The organism is Dietzia lutea (assembly GCF_003096075.1).
In the GTDB taxonomy this organism is placed as follows: domain Bacteria; phylum Actinomycetota; class Actinomycetes; order Mycobacteriales; family Mycobacteriaceae; genus Dietzia; species Dietzia lutea.
Genome location: NZ_CP015449.1, coordinates 800,422 through 818,463 on the forward strand (window position 1 = coordinate 800,422; position 18,042 = coordinate 818,463).

Consider the following 18,042-nt stretch of genomic DNA (forward strand, 5'->3'; position numbering starts at 1 on the left):
CCGCCGAACCAAGCAAGTGCTTGGTAGTGTGGGCGGCATGACCGAGAGCACGGCATCCGAGAAGGGCACGCCCGCGGCGGAGATGGCCGACGACGAATTCGCCGCGGAGTTCCGCGACTGGCTGGACGCCAACCTCGTGGGCGAGTTCGCCGAGATCAAGGGCGCCGGTGGGCCGGGGAGCGAACACGAGTTCTTCCCCCAGCGCCTGGCGTGGGAACGGCACATGGCGGCCGCCGGCTGGACGTGCGTCGGCTGGCCCGTCGAGCACGGCGGACGCGGCGCGTCGCTGAGTCAGCAGGTTCGCTTCCACGAGGAGTACGCCAAGGCCGACGCCCCCGCGCGCGTGTCCCACCTCGGCGAGACCCTGCTGGGCCCCACGCTCATCGCCCACGGCACGCAGGAGCAGAAGGACCGCTTCCTGCCGCGGATCATCGACGTCACCGAACTGTGGGCGCAGGGCTATTCGGAGCCGGGCGCCGGATCCGACCTGGCCAACGTTGCCACCACGGCCCGGCTGGGCGAGGACGGCAAGTGGCACCTGCACGGACAGAAGGTGTGGACCTCGCTCGCCCACCTGAGTCAGTGGGCGTTCGTCGTGGCCCGTTCCGAGGAGGGGACGAGCCGCCACAAGGGCCTGAGCTTCCTGCTCGTCCCGCTCGACCAGCCCGGCGTGGAGATCCGGCCGATCCAGCAGCTCACCGGAACTTCTGAGTTCAACGAGGTCTTCTTCGACGACGCCGTCACCGACGCGGAGATGATCGTGGGGGAGCGCGGCGAGGGCTGGAAGGTGGCCATGACCCTGCTCGAGTTCGAGCGTGGCGTGTCCACGCTCGGCCAGCAGGTCGGCTTCGCCCGCGAACTCGAGCAGATCACCGCCATGGCGCGCGCCAACGGCAGCGCCGAGGTGCCCGCCGTGCGCGAGCGCATCACCCGCGCGTGGATCGGCCTCAAGGTGATCCGCGCGCACGCGCTGCGCACGCTCGCCGAGCGCGACTCCTCCGGCGGCAACGCCTCCGCGGCCAAGCTGCTCTGGGCCAACTGGCACCGCGACCTCGGAGAACTCGCGATGAAGGTCCAGGGCGCCGAGTCGCTCACCGGGCCCACCCATACCTCCGAGGGCGCCCCCAACGACCTCCGCGACCCGGAGAACCTCGAGCTCGCCCAGTGGCAGCGGCTCTTCCTGTTCACCCGCTCCGACACCATCTACGGCGGATCCAACGAGATCCAGCGCAACATCATCTCCGAGCGCGTGCTCGGACTACCCCGAGAGGCCAGGCCGTCATGACCCAGCACAAGTCCCCCCTCGCAGCGGTCCCCGAGGAGACCCCGGGCCACGGGCTGCTCAAGGGCAAGAAGGTCATCGTGACGGCCGCCGCCGGCACCGGCATCGGCTTCTCCGCGGCCCGTCGAGCCGCGCTCGAGGGCGCCGACGTCCTGGTCTCCGACTTCCACGAGCGGCGCATGAACGAGGCCCGCGACGCGCTCGCCGCGGAGTTCCCCGAGCAGCAGTTCGAGGCGATCACCTGCAACGTGCAGTCCACCTCCGATGTCGACGCGCTGATCTCCGGCGCCGCCGAGAAGCTCGGCCGCATCGACGTGCTCATCAACAACGCCGGGCTCGGCGGCGAGACCGAGCTGGTCGACATGACCGACGAGGACTGGGACCGCGTCCTCGACATCACGCTCAACGGCACATTCCGCGCCACCCGTGCCGCGCTGCGCTACTTCCGCGACGCCCCGCACAACGGTGTGATCGTCAACAACGCCTCCGTCCTGGGCTGGCGCGCCCAGCGCGCCCAGGCCCACTACGCCGCCGCGAAGGCCGGCGTCATGGCACTGACCCGGTGCTCGGCCATCGAGGGAGTGGACTTCGGCGTACGTATCAACGCGATCGCCCCGTCCATCGCGCGCCACAAGTTCCTCGAGAAGTCCGCCTCGGCCGAGCTGCTCGACGAACTCGCCGCCAAGGAGGCCTTCGGCCGCGCGGCAGACGTGTGGGAGGTCGCCGCCACCATCGCGATGCTCGCCAGCGACTACACCACCTACCTCACCGGTGAGGTCGTCTCCATCTCCTCGCAGCGCGCGTGACGGCCCGGTGGTCGACGTTGTTCCGGACAGCGGAACCGGCCGGGTTAAGCTGAGCGTCTCCAGCGTCGACTACCAGAGGAGATGAAGAATGCCTGACGTCAGTGGGTCACTCGCAGGTGCCGCCCGGACCGTATGGGGATCCGTGGACGGCATCGTGCCGGCCGGGTCCCTCGGGGATGCGATCGGCGGCGTGCTCAAGTTGCCCGCCGCCCTGCTCTACGGGCTCGCCAACCTGTTCTGGGGCTTCGGCTCCACCGCTCCCGCCGCCCCCCTCATCTGACCGGACGGAAATCCCCCCATGCTCAGCGGCCCCCTGCACCAGCTCCACGAGACGATCGACGGATCGGTCGACGGCCTCACCGTCAGCCTGCCGGCCGACCCGATCGGCAACCTCGTCGCCGGCGTGCTCAACATCCCCGGCGTGATCGTTGCGACCATCGAGTTCATCGCCCTCGGCTTCGGCTCCTGACCGCGTCGTATCCACACGCGCTCGTACCGGGCCCCGGGGTGACCACCCCGGGGCCCGGCCGTATGCGGGGCGAACGTCGACCTAGCAAGTGCTTGGTTGGTATCGTGGGGGCATGACCAGCACGACCAGACGTGAGGAACTCCTGTCCATCGCGGCAGGGCTCTTCGCCGAACGCGGCCTGCGCGCGACCACCGTCCGCGACATCGCCGACGCGGCGGGCATCCTCTCGGGGAGTCTGTACCACCACTTCGCCTCCAAGGAGGCGATCGTCGACGAGATCCTGCGTGGCTTCCTCGACGCGCTCTTCGGCGAATACCGCACGATCGTCGACTCCGGGCTCGAGCCCCGCGCGACCCTGGAAGCGCTGGTCCGCGCTTCGTTCGAGGCCATCCACCGCGACCGCGACGAGGTGGCCATCTACCAGGACGAGCTCAAGCACCTCCGCGGCAACCCGCGATTCGACTACCTGCGCGAGCGCAACACCGAGTTCCGCGAGATGTGGACCGACGTGCTGAGGCGGGGCATGGAGTCCGGGGATTTCCGCGGCGACCTCGACGTGCGCCTGACCTATCGATTCCTCCGCGACACCGTGTGGGTCGCCGTCCGCTGGTACCGGCCCGACGACGACAACGACCACGCGGCGATCGCCGACCAGTACCTCAACATCGTGCTCGACGGCCTCACCGTCGGCTGACCTTTCTCACCCACCCCGAGGAGACCCATGACCAGCGTGACCGGCCGCGAGGCCTACGTGATCGACGCCGTCCGCACCCCCGTCGGCAAGCGCGGCGGAAGCCTGTCGGGGCAGCACCCGGCCGACCTCGGTGCCCATGTGATCAAGGCCGTCGTCGAGCGCACCGGGATCGACCCGGAGGTCGTCGACGACGTCATCTTCGGCTGCGTCGACACCATCGGCCCCCAGGCCGGAAACATCGCCCGCTCCGCGTGGCTCGCCGCCGGGATGCCGCTCGGCGTGCCGGGCACCACCGTCGACCGCCAGTGCGGCTCGAGCCAGCAGGCCATCCACTTCGGCGCCCAGGCCATCTGGTCCGGAACCCAGGACGTCATCCTGTTCGGCGGCGTGCAGAACATGAGCGCCCTGCCCATCTCCTCGGCGATGCTCGCCGGCCGCGAGTACGGCTTCGACGATCCCTTCACCGGCTCGACCGGCTGGGTCGGACGGTTCGGCTCCCAGGAGATCTCCCAGTTCAACGGCGCGCAGATGATGGCCGACAAGTGGGACATCTCGCGCGAGGAGATGGAGAAGTGGGCCCTCCAGTCGCACGAGCGCGCCCGCGCCGCGATCGCCGCCGGCCGGTTCGCGAACGAGTACGTGCCGATGGCCGGCCTCGAGGCCGACGAGACCACCCGTGAGACCACCCTCGAGAAGATGGCCTCCCTGCCGGTGCTGGCCGAGGGCGGTTCTCTCACGGCCGCCGTCGCCTCCCAGATCTGTGATGGTGCCTCGGCCGGCCTGCTGGCCTCCGCCGAGGCCGTCGAGAAGTACGGACTCAAGCCCCGCGCGCGCATCCACCACCTCACCGTGCGCGGCGACGACCCGGTGATGATGCTCTCCGCGCCGATCCCCGCCACAAAGTGGGCGCTGGAGAAGACCGGCCTGTCGATCGACGACATTGACGTCGTGGAGATCAACGAGGCGTTCGCCCCCGTCGTGCTCGCCTGGATCGAGGAGACGGGCGCCGACCCGGCCCGCGTCAACCCCAACGGCGGCGGCATCGCCCTGGGCCATCCGCTCGGCGCCACCGGCGCCAAGCTGTTCGCCACCCTGCTCAACGAGCTCGAGCGCACCGGCGGACGCTACGGCCTCCAGACCATGTGCGAGGGCGGCGGCACCGCCAACGTGACGATCATCGAGCGACTGGACGCCTGAGCGATCCGCTGACACGAGAGGGGCCCCGCACCTGACGGTGCGGGGCCCCTCTCATAGCGCCGGCGAGGCCGCGTGCGGCGTGCGTCAGGAACTGCTCGTGGAGCCGGTGTTGCCGCCACCGGGCGCTGCGGCGGGGCCAGCGCCGACGCTCCCGGCAGCGCTGCCGCCGAAGGCGTCGAGCGGGTTGCCGACCACGGCCGGGAACAGATGCGGCTCGACGGGGCCGTTGTGACCGAGGCAGAGCACGGCCAGTGCGTAGACGTTCGACGGCACGTCGCGGGCCGTCAGCCAGCCCGGCTGGCCGGGGAGAGTCATGGGCAGCGTGAAGACGCCGGGCAGGCCGGGGCCGTCCAGGGAGATGACGTCGTACCGGTTGCCGAGTGCTCGGACGATGGACATGAGGTCCCCGCCTCCCGCAATCGCTGCGCCGGCGAGGTCGCCGGTCGCGGACGGCGGGACGAGGATCCCGGTGCACGTCTGACCGGGCAGTGGATCGGTGATGTGCACCGACACCGTGTTGCCCGCGATGTTCGGGTGGGGGACGGCGGCGGACGCTACGCCTGATCCGGCGATGGTGAGGCCGGCGGCCATACCGACCGCGGCGAGTCCTGCGGCGACCTTCTTGGCAATGGTCATGACGCTCCTTTGTGAGGGATCAACGTGGTGTGCTCAATCACAGTGTCGTTCAGCAGACGCTCAGTGTTACGAAAATCTTCTGAACGTATGGCTCGGTGCCCGGCCCGAGAGATCGGAGCGGGCGCCTGGGTTGCGCGACGCCCGCTGACAACGGGCGCACCGCGTGCTGGTGACCGGGTCAGGCGGACGAGGTGGAGCGAGCCCGGTTCGCCCGGGGGTCGTCCTTACTCGTCACCCGCGAGCTGGCCGCCGTCGAGCGCAGAGGACAGGGTGCTTAGGCCGAGCGCGCCCGTGGTCGCGTCGCCGCCGCCGAGGGCGGACGAGAGGGTGTCCAGGCCGCCCCCCGAGCTCAGGCCGGAGATGGCGTCGAGCGGGCTGCCGACGACGATGAGCGGGGTGATGGACGGCTCTCCGGGAACGCAGTAGGTGACGGCGGAGTAGACGCCGGACTCGACCGTTGCTGAGACCGTGACGTCACCAGTGTCGACGTTGGCGATGGGTGAGTTCAGCGGGCCGCCGCGAAGGAACGTGGCGACGGTATCCCCGGTGATGAGGTCGTTGATCGCGCCCGGGTTCAGGGTTGAAAGGTCGGCGAGTTTGGCGGCGAACGTGGCGGCTTCGGCAGTTGGTGCGACGGCGGCAACGCAGGTAGCGGCATCCGCGAGGCCGTCCTTCTCGAAGGTGACGGAGATCGTGTTGCCCTCGACGACGGGGTCGGATGCGGTGGCGGCCGACGCCGCGCCGGCACCGGCAACGGTCAGGGCGGCGGTGGCGCCGAGCACGGCGGCCGCGCGGATGGCGGTACGGGCAGAAGTCATGGGGTCCTCCGGAAGGGGTGGGGGATACGGCCCGCGCGCGCGGGAACGGTTCTCAGGATATGTCAAGCATTCCCTCATGTTCGGTGTATGGCGAAATACGACAACGCACCCGCCGACCCAGAGGGCCGAGCGGGTGCGTCGGGGAGACGTGACGAGCGGGTCGTCAGCCGAGCTCGCGGAGTGCGTCGAGGCGCTCGTGCGCCTGCGTCATGATCCGCTGGATCAGCTCATCGCAGCTGGGAAGATCGTCGATCATGCCCACGACCTGGCCGGACGCCAGGACTCCCGCGTCGGTGTTGCCCTCGACCAGTCCGGCCTTGAGCAGCATCGGCGTGTTGGCGGCCATGACGATCTGCTGCCAGGTGCGGTCGGAGGCCTTCTTCATGTTGAGGCCGTCCTTGGCGAGTTGCTGCCACTTCATGCCCGTCATGGACTTGAACTTGTTCGCGTTCTGCACCGCCGCGGTCAGCCCCTTGAGGGGGCTTCCGGACTCCAGCGCGTTGACCAGGCCCGTCCGCAGGACGCGGTGGGGCATGCCGTCGACGCGGGTGGAGACGACGGTGTCCTGAAGGCCCCGCTCGAGGTACTGCTTCTTCACCGCGTCCGGCACCTGCGAGTCGCTGGTGAGAAGGAACCGCGTACCCATCGCGACGCCCGCGGCGCCGTAGGACAGCGCCGCGACCAGGCCTCGGCCGTCGAAGAACCCGCCGCCGGCCACGACGGGGATCGAGGTGTTCCCCGCGCCGCCGAGCGCGTCGATCACGCTGGGGAGCAGGAGGGTGGTGGCGACCTGTCCGGTGTGTCCGCCGCCCTCACCACCCTGGACGATGACCGCGTCGGCGCCCCAGGAGGCGACCTTGACGGCGTGCTTCGCGGCACCGATGGAGGGGACGACGACGAGGCCGTTCTCCTTCAGTCGGGCGATCAGCTCGGGCTTGGGCGCGAGGGCGAACGATGCGACCTTCACCCCGTGGCGGATCATCAGCTCACACCGCTCGGCGGCGTCCTCGGCATCGGCCCGGAGGTTGACACCGAACGGCTTGCTCGTGAGCTTCTTCGTCCGCACGATGGCGTCCTCGAGCTCTGCGTAGGTCATCGTGGCCGAGGCGATGATCCCCAGCCCGCCGGCGTTGGCGGTGGCGGCGGTCAGCTCGGGACCGGAGACCCAGCCCATGCCCGTCTGGACGATGGGGTATTCGACGCCGACGAGCTCGGTGAACGCGGTCGTGATGGTGGGAGCGCTCACGCGGCCGGCACCTCACGGTCGCGGAACCCTCGGGGGTCCAGCACCTCGCGGATGATGCGCAGTTCCTCGGCGGAGGGATCGCGGGTGACCGCGGCGTCGGCGAGGCCCTCGATCTCGAAGCCGGTGTTCTCGGCGACCTCGTCGGCGGTCACGCCCGGGTGCAGGCTCAGCGCCCGCATGCTGTGGTCGGTACCGCCGAAGTCGAACACGCCGAGGTTGGAGACCACCCGGTGGATGTGGTGGTAGCGGAACGCCGGATCGCCCTCGGTGTAGCGGTCGTAGCCGATGCCGCAGACCACGTCGACCTTCTCGGTGAACACTCGCGAGGAGTGCTTGCCGACCCAGTAGCTCGTGGCGTGGTTGATCGTGTTGCCGGGGGCTCCGCGCAGGCCGAACATCTGTCGGGTCGGCTTCTGCACGTCGTCGCCGAACGCGGAGAGGTTCTGGTTGCCGAAGCGGTCGATCTGGTTGGCGCCCATCACGACGTGGCGGGTGCCGGCCTGCAGGACATCGAAGACGCGGGGGAACGGGATGTAACCCTCGAAGTCGATGGTCTTGCCCAGTGGCGGGGTCTGACCGAGGAATCGGTACTCGCCGTCGGTGATGAGCAGGTCGGGCTCGGTGGTGAGCCGGGCCAGACGCGCGCCGATGGTGGCCATCGGCGTCATGGGGGAGGCGAAGATCTCGCCGGCGCCGGCGAAGATCTCAGCGCACGCGACAGCGCAGTACTCGGCCCTGGTGGCGGACTGGGTGGTGACGTCGGACATCACTTGGCTCCCTTCTCGGCGGCCTTCTCGGCAGCGGCCTTCTCCGCGAACGCGGTGACGGCCTTCTGGTAGTCCTCCTCGGACCCGGACAGGAACTCGTCGACGAACGCCTTCCACGAGCCCTCGTCCTTCGCGGACGCGGCGTAGTGCTTCTGGAACGCCTCGTCGCGTCCGTATCCACCGGCGAAGGTGAAGTGGGCCCCGTTCGGCGCCTCGGAGACGGTGTCGACGAACATGCGGCTGATCAGCATGCGCTGCGGCCCGACCTCGTTCATCAACGCGTCGGTGGAGTCCACGATCTCGTCGGTCTCGAGCAGGACGGTGTCGGCGGCCATGGCGTAGAGGTCGTCGAAGTAGCCGTCCGCGCCGGTGAACCCGGCGTTGCCGTGCTTGTCGGCCTTGTCGAGGTGGATCAGGGCCGCGTCCATGCGCAGGGCCGGCATCGCGACCAGCGTCTCGGTCTTGCCGTCCACCGGGTAGGGCGAGTCGACGGTCTTGAGCTCGTCGCCCCAGAAGCGGACGACGTCGGAGCCGAGGCCGGCGCGAGTGGGCAGGAACGGCAGGCGCTGGGCGGCGGCGGTGAGGCCGGCGCGGACCATGCCCTCGTCCATCTCGCGGGCCACGATCGAGCCCTCGGTGCGACGACGCGCGAACCACGGGTCGTAGAACGGCGCGGAGTCCAGGGTCACGAAGCCGTAGTAGGCCTTGGAGACCTTGCCGGCCGAGCACAGCAGACCGAGGTCCGGGCCGCCATAGGTGACCACGGTGAGGTCGGTGAGATCCTCATGCCGCAGGATCGCGCGGACGAGTGCCATCGGCTTACGCCGCGAGCCCCATCCACCGATTCCGATGGTCATGCCGCTCTCGAGGCGCGACACTGCCTCGTCGAGACTGGTGCGCTTGTCGCGCGGGGTGGGGGTCGTCGTCACTTGTTCTCGCCCGTCCTCTCGGATCGCTTGTCCAGGTTCTTGCCGGTCTTGACGAACTCGTCACGGTGCTCGTCGGCCACGCCGGCGAGATTGAGTTCGAACGTGAAGCCCTGCTCCATGCGGTAGGAGGACTTCACGTCGACCGGATCGATGTGGTTGATGGCTTCCTTGGCTGCCCGGATCACCCGGGTGTCCTTGGCGGCGATGGCCTCCGCCAGGTTGCGCGCGGCGGCGTCGAGCTGGTCGCGCGGCACGACGTCGTAGACCGTGCCCCACGAGTGCAGCTGCTGCGCGGTGACGTTGCGGGAGGTGTAGTACAGAGTGCGCAGCATGTGCGGAGGGACCATGCGCGACAGGTGGGTGGCGGCGCCGAGCGCTCCGCGGTCCACCTCCGGCAGGCCGAACACGGCGTCGTCGGAGGCGACGATGCAGTCCGCGTTGCCGACCAGACCGATCCCGCCGCCGACGCAGAAGCCGTTGACCGCGGCGATCACGGGGACCGCGCACTCGTAGACGGCGTTGAAGGCCACGTAGCAGCCGCGGTTGGCGGCGAGCAGGTGGTCGAAGCCCTCGAAGTTCTGCATCTCCTTGATGTCCACGCCGGCGTTGAACCCGCGGCCCTCGGCCCGCAGGATCACGACGTGGACCTCGGGGTCGCGGCCCGCGGCGAGGATCTGCTCGCCGAGTTCGAACCATCCCGCTGACGGGATGGCGTTGACAGGGGGGTAGTCGACCGTGACGGTGGCTATCCCGTCCGCACCCTTGTCGACGTTGATGCCCATGGAGCTCCCTTCGCACGCCACCGCCGTCCTCGACTGCGCGGTGACTGACCAAACGCTTGCTTGGTAGGCTAGCACGCATGACGAACATCGATCTGGGTCTGGCGGGGAAGGTCGCCCTCGTCACGGGCGGCGTGCGCGGCGTGGGTGCCGGCATCAGCACTGTCTTCAGAGAGGCCGGGGCCGTCGTCATCACGTGCGCGCGCCGTCCCGCCGACGAGGACTCCGACGTCGCCGACCTCGAGTTCCACTCGGTCGACCTCCGCGACGCCGACGCTGTCCGCGCTCTGGTCGACGACATCGTCGACCGCCACGGCCGCCTCGACGTGGTCGTCAACAACGCCGGCGGAGCCCCGTTCGCCCTCGCCGCCGACGCGAGCGCCAACTTCCACTCGAAGATCGTGGCGCTGAACCTCCTGTCCGCGCTGACCGTGGCGCAGGAGGCGAACCGCGTGATGCAGCCGACCGGCGGGGCGATCATCAACATCTCGTCCGTCTCGGGTCATCGCCCGTCCCCGGGCACGGCCTCGTACGGCGCCGCGAAGGCGGGCATCGACTCGCTCACGCAGTCCCTCGCCGTGGAGTGGGCGCCCGCGGTCCGCATCAACTCGGTGGTGGTGGGCCCGGTCAAGACGGAGCTGGCCGAGATGCACTACGGGGACGCTGACGGCGTCGCCGCGGTCGACGCGACCATCCCGATGGGGCGGATGGCCGAGCCGCGGGATGTCGGCCAGGCCGCGGCGTTCCTCGCGTCGCCGCTCGCCGCCTACATCACCGGCGCCGAGTTGCTGGTCCACGGCGGCGGCGAGAAGCCGGCGTTCCTCTCGGCGTCCACTGCCGACAACAGGCACTGATCACTCACGAACAAGGAGATAGTTATGGGAATCTGCGACGGACGCGTCGTCATCGTCACCGGCGCCGGCCGCGGAATCGGCCGTGAGCACGCGCTCGCCTTCGCGGCGGAGGGGGCCAAGGTCGTCGTGAACGACCTCGGCGCCGGTCTGGACGGATCGAACGTCGGCGAGTCCCCGGCGGAGCAGGTCGTGGCGGAGATCAAGGCCGCCGGCGGCGACGCCGTCGTCAACGGCAACGACATCTCCTCGTGGGAGGGTGCCCGCGACCTCGTCCATCAGGCTATCGACACCTTTGGTGGCCTTGATGTGCTGGTCAACAATGCCGGCTTCCTGCGCGACAAGATGCTCGTCGGTATGAGCGAGAGCGACTGGGACAACGTCATCAACGTCCACCTCAAGGGCCACTACGCGCCGCTGCGTCACGCCGCCGAGTACTGGCGCGCGGAGTCCAAGGCCGGCCGTACGCGCCAGGCGCGGGTCATCAACACGTCGTCCGGCGCCGGCCTCTTCGGCTCGGTGGGCCAGGGCAACTACGCGACCGCCAAGGCCGGCATCGCGTTGCTGACCATCCAGACCGCCGCCGAGATGAAGGGATACGGCGTCACCGCCAACGCGATCGCGCCGTCCGCCCGTACCCGGATGACGACGTCGGCCGGGGAGGCGATGGCCGCGCAGATGGCCGCCCCCGAGGACGGGTCGTTCGACGCGATGGACCCGGCCAACGTCTCGCCGCTGGTCGTGTGGCTCGGCTCGGAGGAGTCGGCTGAGGTCTCGGGCCGTGTGTTCGAGGTCGAGGGTGGCAAGGTCACCGTCTGCGACGGTTGGCAGCGCGGCGCCTCCGAGGACAAGGGCGCCAGGTGGGACCCTGCCGAGCTCGGCTCCGTCGTCCCGCGACTGCTGTCCGAGTCCCCGACACCGGTTCCGGTCTACGGCGCTCGCTGATTCGGCGGCGGGCCACGCGCCCGGCGGCGAAGGAGCCCCGCACCTTTCGAGGTGCGGGGCTCTTTCGGTTGTTGTCCGACCGGATCAGGTCAGGGACGCGGGCAGTTCTGCGCATCGACAGAACCGGCGCCGGCCAGCTGGTCGAGCTGCGCCTGCGGCAGGTCGCACAGCGGGAAGCCCGGCAGCGGCGGAAGCTGGACGTTGGCGCCCGCGGCGGCACCGACGGCCGCGCCGCCGAGGGCGGCCGCACCGCCGAGGGACAGAATCGGCAGCAGGCCGCCGCCGACACTCGACTCGACGCTGGTGACCGACTCCATCGAGGCATCGATGGCGACGTCGGAGCCGGCGTTGGTCGACGCCGTGGCCCGCAGCGAGCCGTTGTCGGCGGAGGCCGTGCCCTGGAGCGAACCGTTCTCAAGGGAGCCGGTGAACGCGGTGAGTGAACCGTTGACCTCGGTCAGATCCCGCGACGAACCGACAACCGTGTTGGCACTGTCGCTGGTGATCGTGGTGATCGCGTCCGAGCTCTGGCCGGTCGAGCCACCGTTGCCGGTGACCGAGCCGAGCAGCCCGGTGTCGGGGCCGGCGACCGAGTTGGAGACCATGCCGATCGAGCCCGAGATGTTCTGGGTGATCAGGCCGCCGGTGAGGGAGCCGAGGACGCCGGTGGTCGGGTCGGTCAGCGACCCCGAGACGTTGCCGATCGAACCCGCGGTCTCGTCGGTGATGGCTTCGAGGGAGCCGCCGCCCTCGATCGAGCCGGAGATCGCGAGACCGATGTCGCCGAGCGAGCCGCCAACGGGATCCGTGATGTCGCCGGACGAACCGAGCGAGCCGGTGATGCCCTCGCCGATGTCCGTCAGGGAGCCGCCGACGCCGGTGGTGATGTCGCCGGCCGAGCCACCGTCACCGATAGAGCCCTCTATGCCCGCGAGAACGCCCGCGAGCGAACCGCCGTTGCCGATGGCGTCAGCGATGGCCCCGGTGATCGCGGTGGCGGAGCCGGTGTTGTCGATGGAGCCGGTGAGGGCCTCGGTGAAGGCGCCGGTCGAGCCGCCGCTGGTGTAAACCGAGCCGGTGATGGCCTCGACCGAGCCGGCGACATTGCCGATTACGGGAGTGAGGGAGCCGCCCTCGACGGATCCGGCGATGCCGTCGGCAATGGTGCCTGCGGAGCCACTGATATCTGCGGAGCCGCCGAGCTCGGTAGAGCCTTCGCCGATTCCACCGGCGGAGCCTTCGGGAACTACACCAGCGGAGCCGGGGATCAGGCCTGCCGAGCTCGGGAACGGGTCCGTCGAGCCGGGAATCGTCACGTCTGACGACTGCAGGCCAGCCAGAACGGGGATCTCGAAATCTCCAGACTGAGCGTTGGCGACACCGGCGGCACCGGACATGGCGAGGGCCGCCGTAGCGACGGCCGCGGCGGCCCTGGTCAAATTCTTCATGTAAGTGAATCCTCTCGTCGCTATCGAGCCACTGTTGTGCCCATCATCACGTAAGAATCCTCTGAGGGTGAAGATTTGTCAATGGCGTCGGCGGCGGCAGCGTAACGACGTGTTGACGACGGTCACACCGCTGACGGGCAAGGGGACGACCTGTCAGCCACTACGGCCGGACTGCGGATCCCCCGTCGGCTCACAGATCACCACAGGTATAACCCTGCTCGTGTTTGCCTGATACTCAGCAAAGTCGGCGTACCGCTCGACGAGCCGCGGCCACAACTCCGCACGCTCGGCCGGGGTGGCCTCCCTCGCCGTCATCGATCGACGGCGGCGACCCACCTGGACGGTGACTGCCGGGTCCGCGAGCACGTTGAGATACCACTGCGGGTGTTTGGGCAGCCCGCCCTGCGAGGCGACCAGGAGGACCCGGTCGCCGTCGGGGAAGTGGAGCAACGGAACGGTCCGCGGCTCACCGGATCTGCGGCCGGTCGTCGTCAGCAGGCACACGGGCACCGGGGTCCGGAGCGCCGAGCCGACTCGCCAGGATCCGCCGAGGCGTCCGCCCGAGACCCGGTACGCCCAGGTGTTGACGCGCGACATCACCTTGATGACGCCGACGACCCACGGCGCACCACGCCGTGGGTCGTCGACGCCCGTCTCGGGCCGCGGATCGGCTCCGCTCACCGGCTACCGGCCAGGGGGGCGCGCACGATTACGTGCTTGCCCGGGAAGAACGCCGCGAGCTCGCGGCGGCTCTCCTTGAGGGCGGCCATTCCATAGCCCTTCTTGCGCTCCTCGGGGCGGATCCAGATCGCCACGTCCACGTCGCCCTCGTCGATCTGCTCGCCGAAGACGAGTCCGACCAGAGCGTCGCGCGCGGTGTCGACGGCGACGAACCACATCGCGGACTCCGCCTCGACGCGGTCCAGGCCGTCCCGGAGCTCCTGCTCGGTCTTCTCGCGGTCCCAGGTGCCGCCGGTGGCGGACGTCTCGTCCGACGAGCGGGAGTGATACAGCGCGGTGTGGTCCTCGGACTCGGTGAACGGGCGGAGCGCGAACCCCTGCCCGACGTCCCCGGCGGGCGCGCCGGTCGCGGAACCGGTGAACGCCTCGAGGGGGGCCTTGAGGACCTGTCGCGCCTCGTCGGCGGACACGGACAGCAGGCTCGCGATCGCCCCCACCGCGTCGTCGGGGCCGGCGGCCGACGAGACCGCGGCGAAGATCTCCCGCCGCCGGCTCGCCGCCATCTCGATGACGTCGCTCATGTCAGATCCTCTCGATGATGCTCGCCGACGCCTGGGCGCCGCCCGCGCACATCGTGATGAGGGCGCGTTCGCCGTCCGTGCGCTCGAGCTCGTGCAGGGCGGTGGTGATGAGCCGCGACCCGGTGCTGCCGACGGGGTGGCCGATCGCGATCGCACCGCCGTTGACGTTGACCTTGTCCATGTCGGGCCCGTGCACCTGCGCCCAGCTTAGAAGCACGGAGGCGAACGCCTCGTTGCATTCGAAGAGATCGAAGTCCGCGATCGACATCCCGGAGCGGTCGAGCACGCGCTGCGTGGCCTGGACCGGCCCGTCGAGGTGGTACTCCGGCTCGCCGCCGACGAGGGCCTGGTGGACGATCCGGGCGCGGGGCTTGAGCCCGTGCGCCTTCGCCACGTCCTCGTCCATGAGCAGGACCGCGGCCGAGCCGTCGGACATCTGGCTGGAGGTGCCGGCCGTGTGCATTCCGCCCTCGATGACGGGCTTGAGGCCCGCGAGGGCCTCGGCGGTGGTGTCGCGCAGGCCCTGGTCGCGGGTGACGGTCACCGTCTCGCCGGTGTAGGTGCCGTCCTTGAGGCGCTCGGGGGCGTCGACGGCGAAGGTCTCACGATCGAAACGGCCCTCTTCCCACGCGCGCTTCGCATTGGCCTGGGAACGGACGCCCAGCTCCTCGAGGTCGGCGCGGCTCAGTCCGCGGCGATTGGCGATGCGGTCGGCGGCGGTGAACTGGTCCGGCAGGTCGATCTCCCAGTCGTCCGGCCGTGGCATGCCGTTCTCGCCGTTGCCCACCGCCGCGCGCAGCGACAGCCAGCTCATCGACTCCACGCCACAGGCGATGCCGACGTCCATCGCACCGGCGTGGATGAGGTTGGCGATGAAGTGGTTGGCCTGCTGGGCTGACGAGCACTGGCAGTCGATGGTCGTGCACGCCGTCTGCCAGGGCAGGCCGGACGCCAGCCACGCGCCGCGGGTGACGTTGTTGCCCTGGGCTCCGGCCTGGGTCACGCATCCGCCGACGACCTGCTCGACGAGCGAGGCGTCGATGCCGGCCCGGCGGATGACCTCCTTCTGGGAGGCGCCCAGCAGGTGCGCGGGGTGCAGGCCCGACAGGGCGCCGCGAGCTTTGCCGATCGGGGTCCGGACGGCCTCGACGATGACGGGGTTTCCCATGGGGGCGCTCCTTCTGAAGCAAGGTTAGAACGAGTTCTAGTTTACGCGATTGTGGTGGCGGGTCCAGTCCGGGCGCCGGGGGCCGTGAAAAGACCGAAAGAACGGTGGCCCACGAGCGAACGGGTTCCAGTATGGTGCCTGTAACGTGTTCTAGATTACAGCCGGGGGAGGGGACATCAGCCCCGGTGCTGTGGACGAGCGCGCGACGCAACCAGACGTGGTCAAGGAGTGCCAGTGCAGCCAGTCACCATTCCCGAGGGGTTCGACTTCACGGATCCGGAGCTCTACGAGAAGCGCCTGCCGCATCCCGAGTGGGCGTATCTCCGCCGCACCGAGCCGATCTGGTGGTGCGCGAAGGAACCCGGGGCCGACGGATTCGACGACGACGGCTACTGGGTCGTCACCAAGCACGAGGACGTCAAGGAGATCTCGCGCCGCACCAACGAGGTCTTCTCGACCTGGGAGAACACCGCGATCCCGCGCTTCGCCCCCGGCACCGAGCGGGAGATCGTCGAGCTCACCCGCCTGCTGTTCATCAACCAGGACGGTGAGGAGCACAAGAAGTACCGGCGAATCATCTCCAAGGGCTTCACGCCGCGCAATATCGAGAAGATGCGCGAGAACCTCACGGAGAAGGCGCGGAACATCGTCCAGACCGCGGCCGCGAAGGGCACCGGCGACTTCATCGTCGACGTCGCCTCCGAGCTGCCGCTGCAGGCGATTGCCGAGCTCATCGGCATCCCGCTGGAGGACCGGCACCAGATCTTCGAGTGGTCCAACCAGATGACCAGCTACGACGTCCCCGGCAAGGTCGAGGAGTCGCAGATGGCCAACGCCATGGTCCTGTCGTACGCGCAGGAGCTGGCCACCAAGCGGGAGGCCGACCCGCGGGATGACCTGGTCACCAAGCTGATCCAGGCCGATCTCGACGGCGAGAAGCTCACCTCGGATGAGTTCGGCTGGTTCGTGGTGCTTCTGGCCGTGGCCGGCAACGAGACCACCCGCAACGCCACCACCCACGGCATGATCGCGTTCCTGGACAATCCCGAGCAGTGGGAGCTGTTCAAGGCCGAGCGTCCCGAGACGACCTACGACGAGATCCTGCGGTGGGCCTCGCCGATCAGCTCCTTCCAGCGCACCGCGACCGAGGACGTCGAGATCGGCGGCGTCACCATGAAGAAGGGGGACCGCGCCGCCATCATGTACGGCTCGGCGAACTTCGACGAGGACGTCTTCGAGGACCCGTTCACCTTCAACATCAAGCGGGACCCCAACCCGCACCTGACGTTCGGTGGCAACGGCCCGCACTACTGCATCGGCGCGAATCTCGCGAAGCTGCAGATCGAGCTGATCTTCAACGCGATCGCCGACCACATGCCGGACATCACTTCGATGGGTGACTCGACCCGGTTGCGCTCCGGCTGGCTCAACGCCATCCAGGACTGGAAGGTCGACTTCAAGTGCCCGGTCATGCACTGAGCTGACGCCGCACCCGCGCCCGCGGCCGCGCTCACGGCCGTGGCCGAGCAGCCCCGGTCCCGCCTGTTCCGAAGGCCGGGCCGGGGCTGACGTGTTCCCCGGGCGGGCCTCGTCGTCGCCGTCGTTGCCCGCGGATCGCGCGGCGCCGGACCGCACGGCGCCGGGCCGCACCGATCACCCGAAACCGCGACCGCCCACCACCCGACCAGGCAAGGTGATCCCATGCTCGACCACCGCCACCTCGACCACGACGGCGTCCGACTGCACTATGTCGTCGCCGAACCCGCCCCCGCCCCCGCGCCCGCGCCGGCGGACGCGGACGCGCCCGCCGGCGACGGGCCCGGGACCGTGGTGCTGCTGCACGGGTTCCCGCACTTCTGGTTCACCTGGCACCGGCTTATCCCCGTCCTGGCCGCCGCGGGATGGCGCGTGATCGCCCCCGACCTGCGGGGGATGGGCGGGTCCGACGCTCCCGCGGACGTGGAGGCGTACGCGCCGAGGGAGGTCGTCGACGACGTCGTGGCCGTCTGCGACGCCGAGAGCGCCGACCGGGTGGTGCTGGTCGGCTTCGACTTCGGCGCGGGCGTCGCCTACGACACCTGCTACCTCGAGCCCGGCCGGGTCCGCGCGGTGATCGGCATGGAGAACCCGTTCATGAGCACCGCCGGATCGATCCCGCCCCTGGAGGGCTCGGCGATGATCGCCACGAAGCACTTCCTGCACCTGCACTACTTCGCCCAGCCCGGCGTCGCCGAGGCCGATCTCGCGGGCCACGAGCGGGAGTTCCTCACGCGGGTCTTCTGGGCCCTGTCCGCCGACTACCACTACCTCGACGTGTGGCAGCACCCGCCGGGGTCGACGTACCTCGAGGCGCTGCCCGAGGCGCCGCCGCTGCCGTGGCCGTGGCTGTCGGTCGAGGAGATGGACACCTACGAGGCCGAGTACACGCGCACCGGATTCGCCGGACCGCTGCAGTGGTACCGCGCGATGGACGTGAGCTGGCGCGCGCGCAAGGAGTTCGAGCGGCAGACCAATCCCGTGCCGTACTACTTCCTCTACTCCGAGCACGACCCCGACCTCGAGGGCTTCCACGGGCGGGACCCGCTGTCCAAGCTCGGGCGGTACCACGACGACGTGCGCATGGTGCGCGCGATCTCCTCGCCCGCGGGACACCTCATGCACCTTGAGGCGACCGAGGACACGCACCGCGAACTCCTGGCGAGCCTGGAGGACATCGCCGCGCACGTGCCCGGCTGAGTCGCGGCG

Annotated in this window: 20 protein-coding genes; 10 read left to right on the top strand and 10 right to left on the bottom strand. The window is 69.6% G+C overall.

Annotated features, from left to right (window positions below):
* Nucleotides 1–37: 37 nt before the first annotated feature.
* The 6 genes from A6035_RS03600 to A6035_RS03615 all read left to right on the top strand — a co-directional run bounded on the left by A6035_RS03600 (nucleotide 38) and on the right by A6035_RS03615 (nucleotide 4,448).
* On the top strand, nucleotides 38–1,285 hold the full coding sequence (locus A6035_RS03600) for an acyl-CoA dehydrogenase family protein (RefSeq protein WP_200836459.1): 1,248 nt from the start codon (nucleotides 38–40) through the stop codon (nucleotides 1,283–1,285).
* Nucleotides 1,282–2,088 (top strand): SDR family oxidoreductase, encoded by an 807-nt coding sequence (locus tag A6035_RS03605; RefSeq protein WP_108846651.1) that lies wholly within the window; start codon nucleotides 1,282–1,284, stop codon nucleotides 2,086–2,088. The genes A6035_RS03600 and A6035_RS03605 overlap by 4 nt, the downstream gene beginning before the upstream one ends.
* Before the next feature lie 88 nt (nucleotides 2,089–2,176).
* The gene (locus tag A6035_RS18190) at nucleotides 2,177–2,368 is read left to right on the top strand and encodes a hypothetical protein (RefSeq protein WP_159149729.1); all 192 of its coding nucleotides are present in this window, start codon (nucleotides 2,177–2,179) and stop codon (nucleotides 2,366–2,368) included.
* Between the two features lie 18 nt (nucleotides 2,369–2,386).
* Complete coding sequence (locus A6035_RS18195) at nucleotides 2,387–2,557, top strand: hypothetical protein (protein ID WP_159149730.1); 171 nt, start codon at nucleotides 2,387–2,389, stop codon at nucleotides 2,555–2,557.
* Between the two features lie 112 nt (nucleotides 2,558–2,669).
* Nucleotides 2,670–3,251, top strand: a complete 582-nt coding sequence (locus A6035_RS03610) for a TetR/AcrR family transcriptional regulator (protein WP_108846652.1) — start codon at nucleotides 2,670–2,672, stop codon at nucleotides 3,249–3,251.
* A gap of 27 nt (nucleotides 3,252–3,278) precedes the next feature.
* On the top strand, nucleotides 3,279–4,448 hold the full coding sequence (locus A6035_RS03615; protein WP_108846653.1) for an acetyl-CoA C-acetyltransferase: 1,170 nt from the start codon (nucleotides 3,279–3,281) through the stop codon (nucleotides 4,446–4,448).
* Between the two features lie 84 nt (nucleotides 4,449–4,532).
* Here the strand turns inward: A6035_RS03615 and A6035_RS03620 are convergent, their stop codons facing one another.
* From A6035_RS03620 to A6035_RS03645, 6 genes are all read right to left on the bottom strand, one after another.
* The gene (locus A6035_RS03620; protein ID WP_108846654.1) at nucleotides 4,533–5,084 is read right to left on the bottom strand and encodes a hypothetical protein; all 552 of its coding nucleotides are present in this window, start codon (nucleotides 5,082–5,084) and stop codon (nucleotides 4,533–4,535) included.
* A gap of 224 nt (nucleotides 5,085–5,308) precedes the next feature.
* Nucleotides 5,309–5,902, bottom strand: coding sequence for a hypothetical protein (locus A6035_RS03625; protein ID WP_108846655.1), 594 nt, complete (start codon nucleotides 5,900–5,902; stop codon nucleotides 5,309–5,311).
* Between the two features lie 163 nt (nucleotides 5,903–6,065).
* Nucleotides 6,066–7,148, bottom strand: a complete 1,083-nt coding sequence (locus tag A6035_RS03630) for an NAD(P)H-dependent flavin oxidoreductase (RefSeq protein ID WP_108846656.1) — start codon at nucleotides 7,146–7,148, stop codon at nucleotides 6,066–6,068.
* The gene (locus tag A6035_RS03635; RefSeq protein WP_108846657.1) at nucleotides 7,145–7,915 is read right to left on the bottom strand and encodes a CoA-transferase subunit beta; all 771 of its coding nucleotides are present in this window, start codon (nucleotides 7,913–7,915) and stop codon (nucleotides 7,145–7,147) included. The genes A6035_RS03630 and A6035_RS03635 overlap by 4 nt, the downstream gene beginning before the upstream one ends.
* Nucleotides 7,915–8,772: a CoA transferase subunit A gene (locus tag A6035_RS03640; RefSeq protein WP_412523602.1), complete on the bottom strand. Its 858-nt coding sequence runs from the start codon at nucleotides 8,770–8,772 to the stop codon at nucleotides 7,915–7,917. Before A6035_RS03640 ends, A6035_RS03635 begins: the two co-directional genes overlap by 1 nt.
* A gap of 68 nt (nucleotides 8,773–8,840) precedes the next feature.
* A complete protein-coding gene (locus tag A6035_RS03645; RefSeq protein ID WP_108846659.1) occupies nucleotides 8,841–9,626 on the bottom strand; it encodes an enoyl-CoA hydratase family protein in 786 nt (261 codons plus the stop codon).
* 77 nt (nucleotides 9,627–9,703) lie between these two features.
* Between A6035_RS03645 and A6035_RS03650 the strand changes: the two genes are divergently transcribed.
* Both A6035_RS03650 and A6035_RS03655 read left to right on the top strand, forming a co-directional pair.
* Nucleotides 9,704–10,477: an SDR family oxidoreductase gene (locus A6035_RS03650; protein WP_108846660.1), complete on the top strand. Its 774-nt coding sequence runs from the start codon at nucleotides 9,704–9,706 to the stop codon at nucleotides 10,475–10,477.
* Nucleotides 10,478–10,501: 24 nt separating this feature from the next.
* Complete coding sequence (locus A6035_RS03655) at nucleotides 10,502–11,419, top strand: SDR family oxidoreductase (RefSeq protein ID WP_108846661.1); 918 nt, start codon at nucleotides 10,502–10,504, stop codon at nucleotides 11,417–11,419.
* 89 nt (nucleotides 11,420–11,508) lie between these two features.
* Here A6035_RS03655 and A6035_RS03660 read toward each other — a convergent pair whose 3' ends face one another.
* From A6035_RS03660 to A6035_RS03675, 4 genes are all read right to left on the bottom strand, one after another.
* On the bottom strand, nucleotides 11,509–12,867 hold the full coding sequence (locus tag A6035_RS03660; RefSeq protein WP_108846662.1) for a hypothetical protein: 1,359 nt from the start codon (nucleotides 12,865–12,867) through the stop codon (nucleotides 11,509–11,511).
* A gap of 153 nt (nucleotides 12,868–13,020) precedes the next feature.
* Nucleotides 13,021–13,473 carry a nitroreductase family deazaflavin-dependent oxidoreductase gene (locus tag A6035_RS03665; protein ID WP_279629905.1) on the bottom strand — a complete coding sequence of 151 codons (453 nt, stop codon included), beginning with the start codon at nucleotides 13,471–13,473 and terminating at the stop codon, nucleotides 13,021–13,023.
* A gap of 71 nt (nucleotides 13,474–13,544) precedes the next feature.
* Nucleotides 13,545–14,129 (bottom strand): GNAT family N-acetyltransferase, encoded by a 585-nt coding sequence (locus A6035_RS03670; RefSeq protein ID WP_108846663.1) that lies wholly within the window; start codon nucleotides 14,127–14,129, stop codon nucleotides 13,545–13,547.
* 1 nt (nucleotide 14,130) lies between these two features.
* On the bottom strand, nucleotides 14,131–15,297 hold the full coding sequence (locus tag A6035_RS03675; protein ID WP_108846664.1) for a steroid 3-ketoacyl-CoA thiolase: 1,167 nt from the start codon (nucleotides 15,295–15,297) through the stop codon (nucleotides 14,131–14,133).
* A 234-nt stretch (nucleotides 15,298–15,531) separates the two neighbouring features.
* Between A6035_RS03675 and A6035_RS03680 the strand changes: the two genes are divergently transcribed.
* Together A6035_RS03680 and A6035_RS03685 are read left to right on the top strand one after the other, a co-directional pair.
* Nucleotides 15,532–16,776: a cytochrome P450 gene (locus tag A6035_RS03680; protein WP_108846665.1), complete on the top strand. Its 1,245-nt coding sequence runs from the start codon at nucleotides 15,532–15,534 to the stop codon at nucleotides 16,774–16,776.
* Between the two features lie 222 nt (nucleotides 16,777–16,998).
* Entirely contained in the window at nucleotides 16,999–18,033 is a 1,035-nt protein-coding gene (locus tag A6035_RS03685) for an alpha/beta fold hydrolase (RefSeq protein ID WP_108846666.1), read from the top strand.
* Nucleotides 18,034–18,042: the final 9 nt, after the last annotated feature.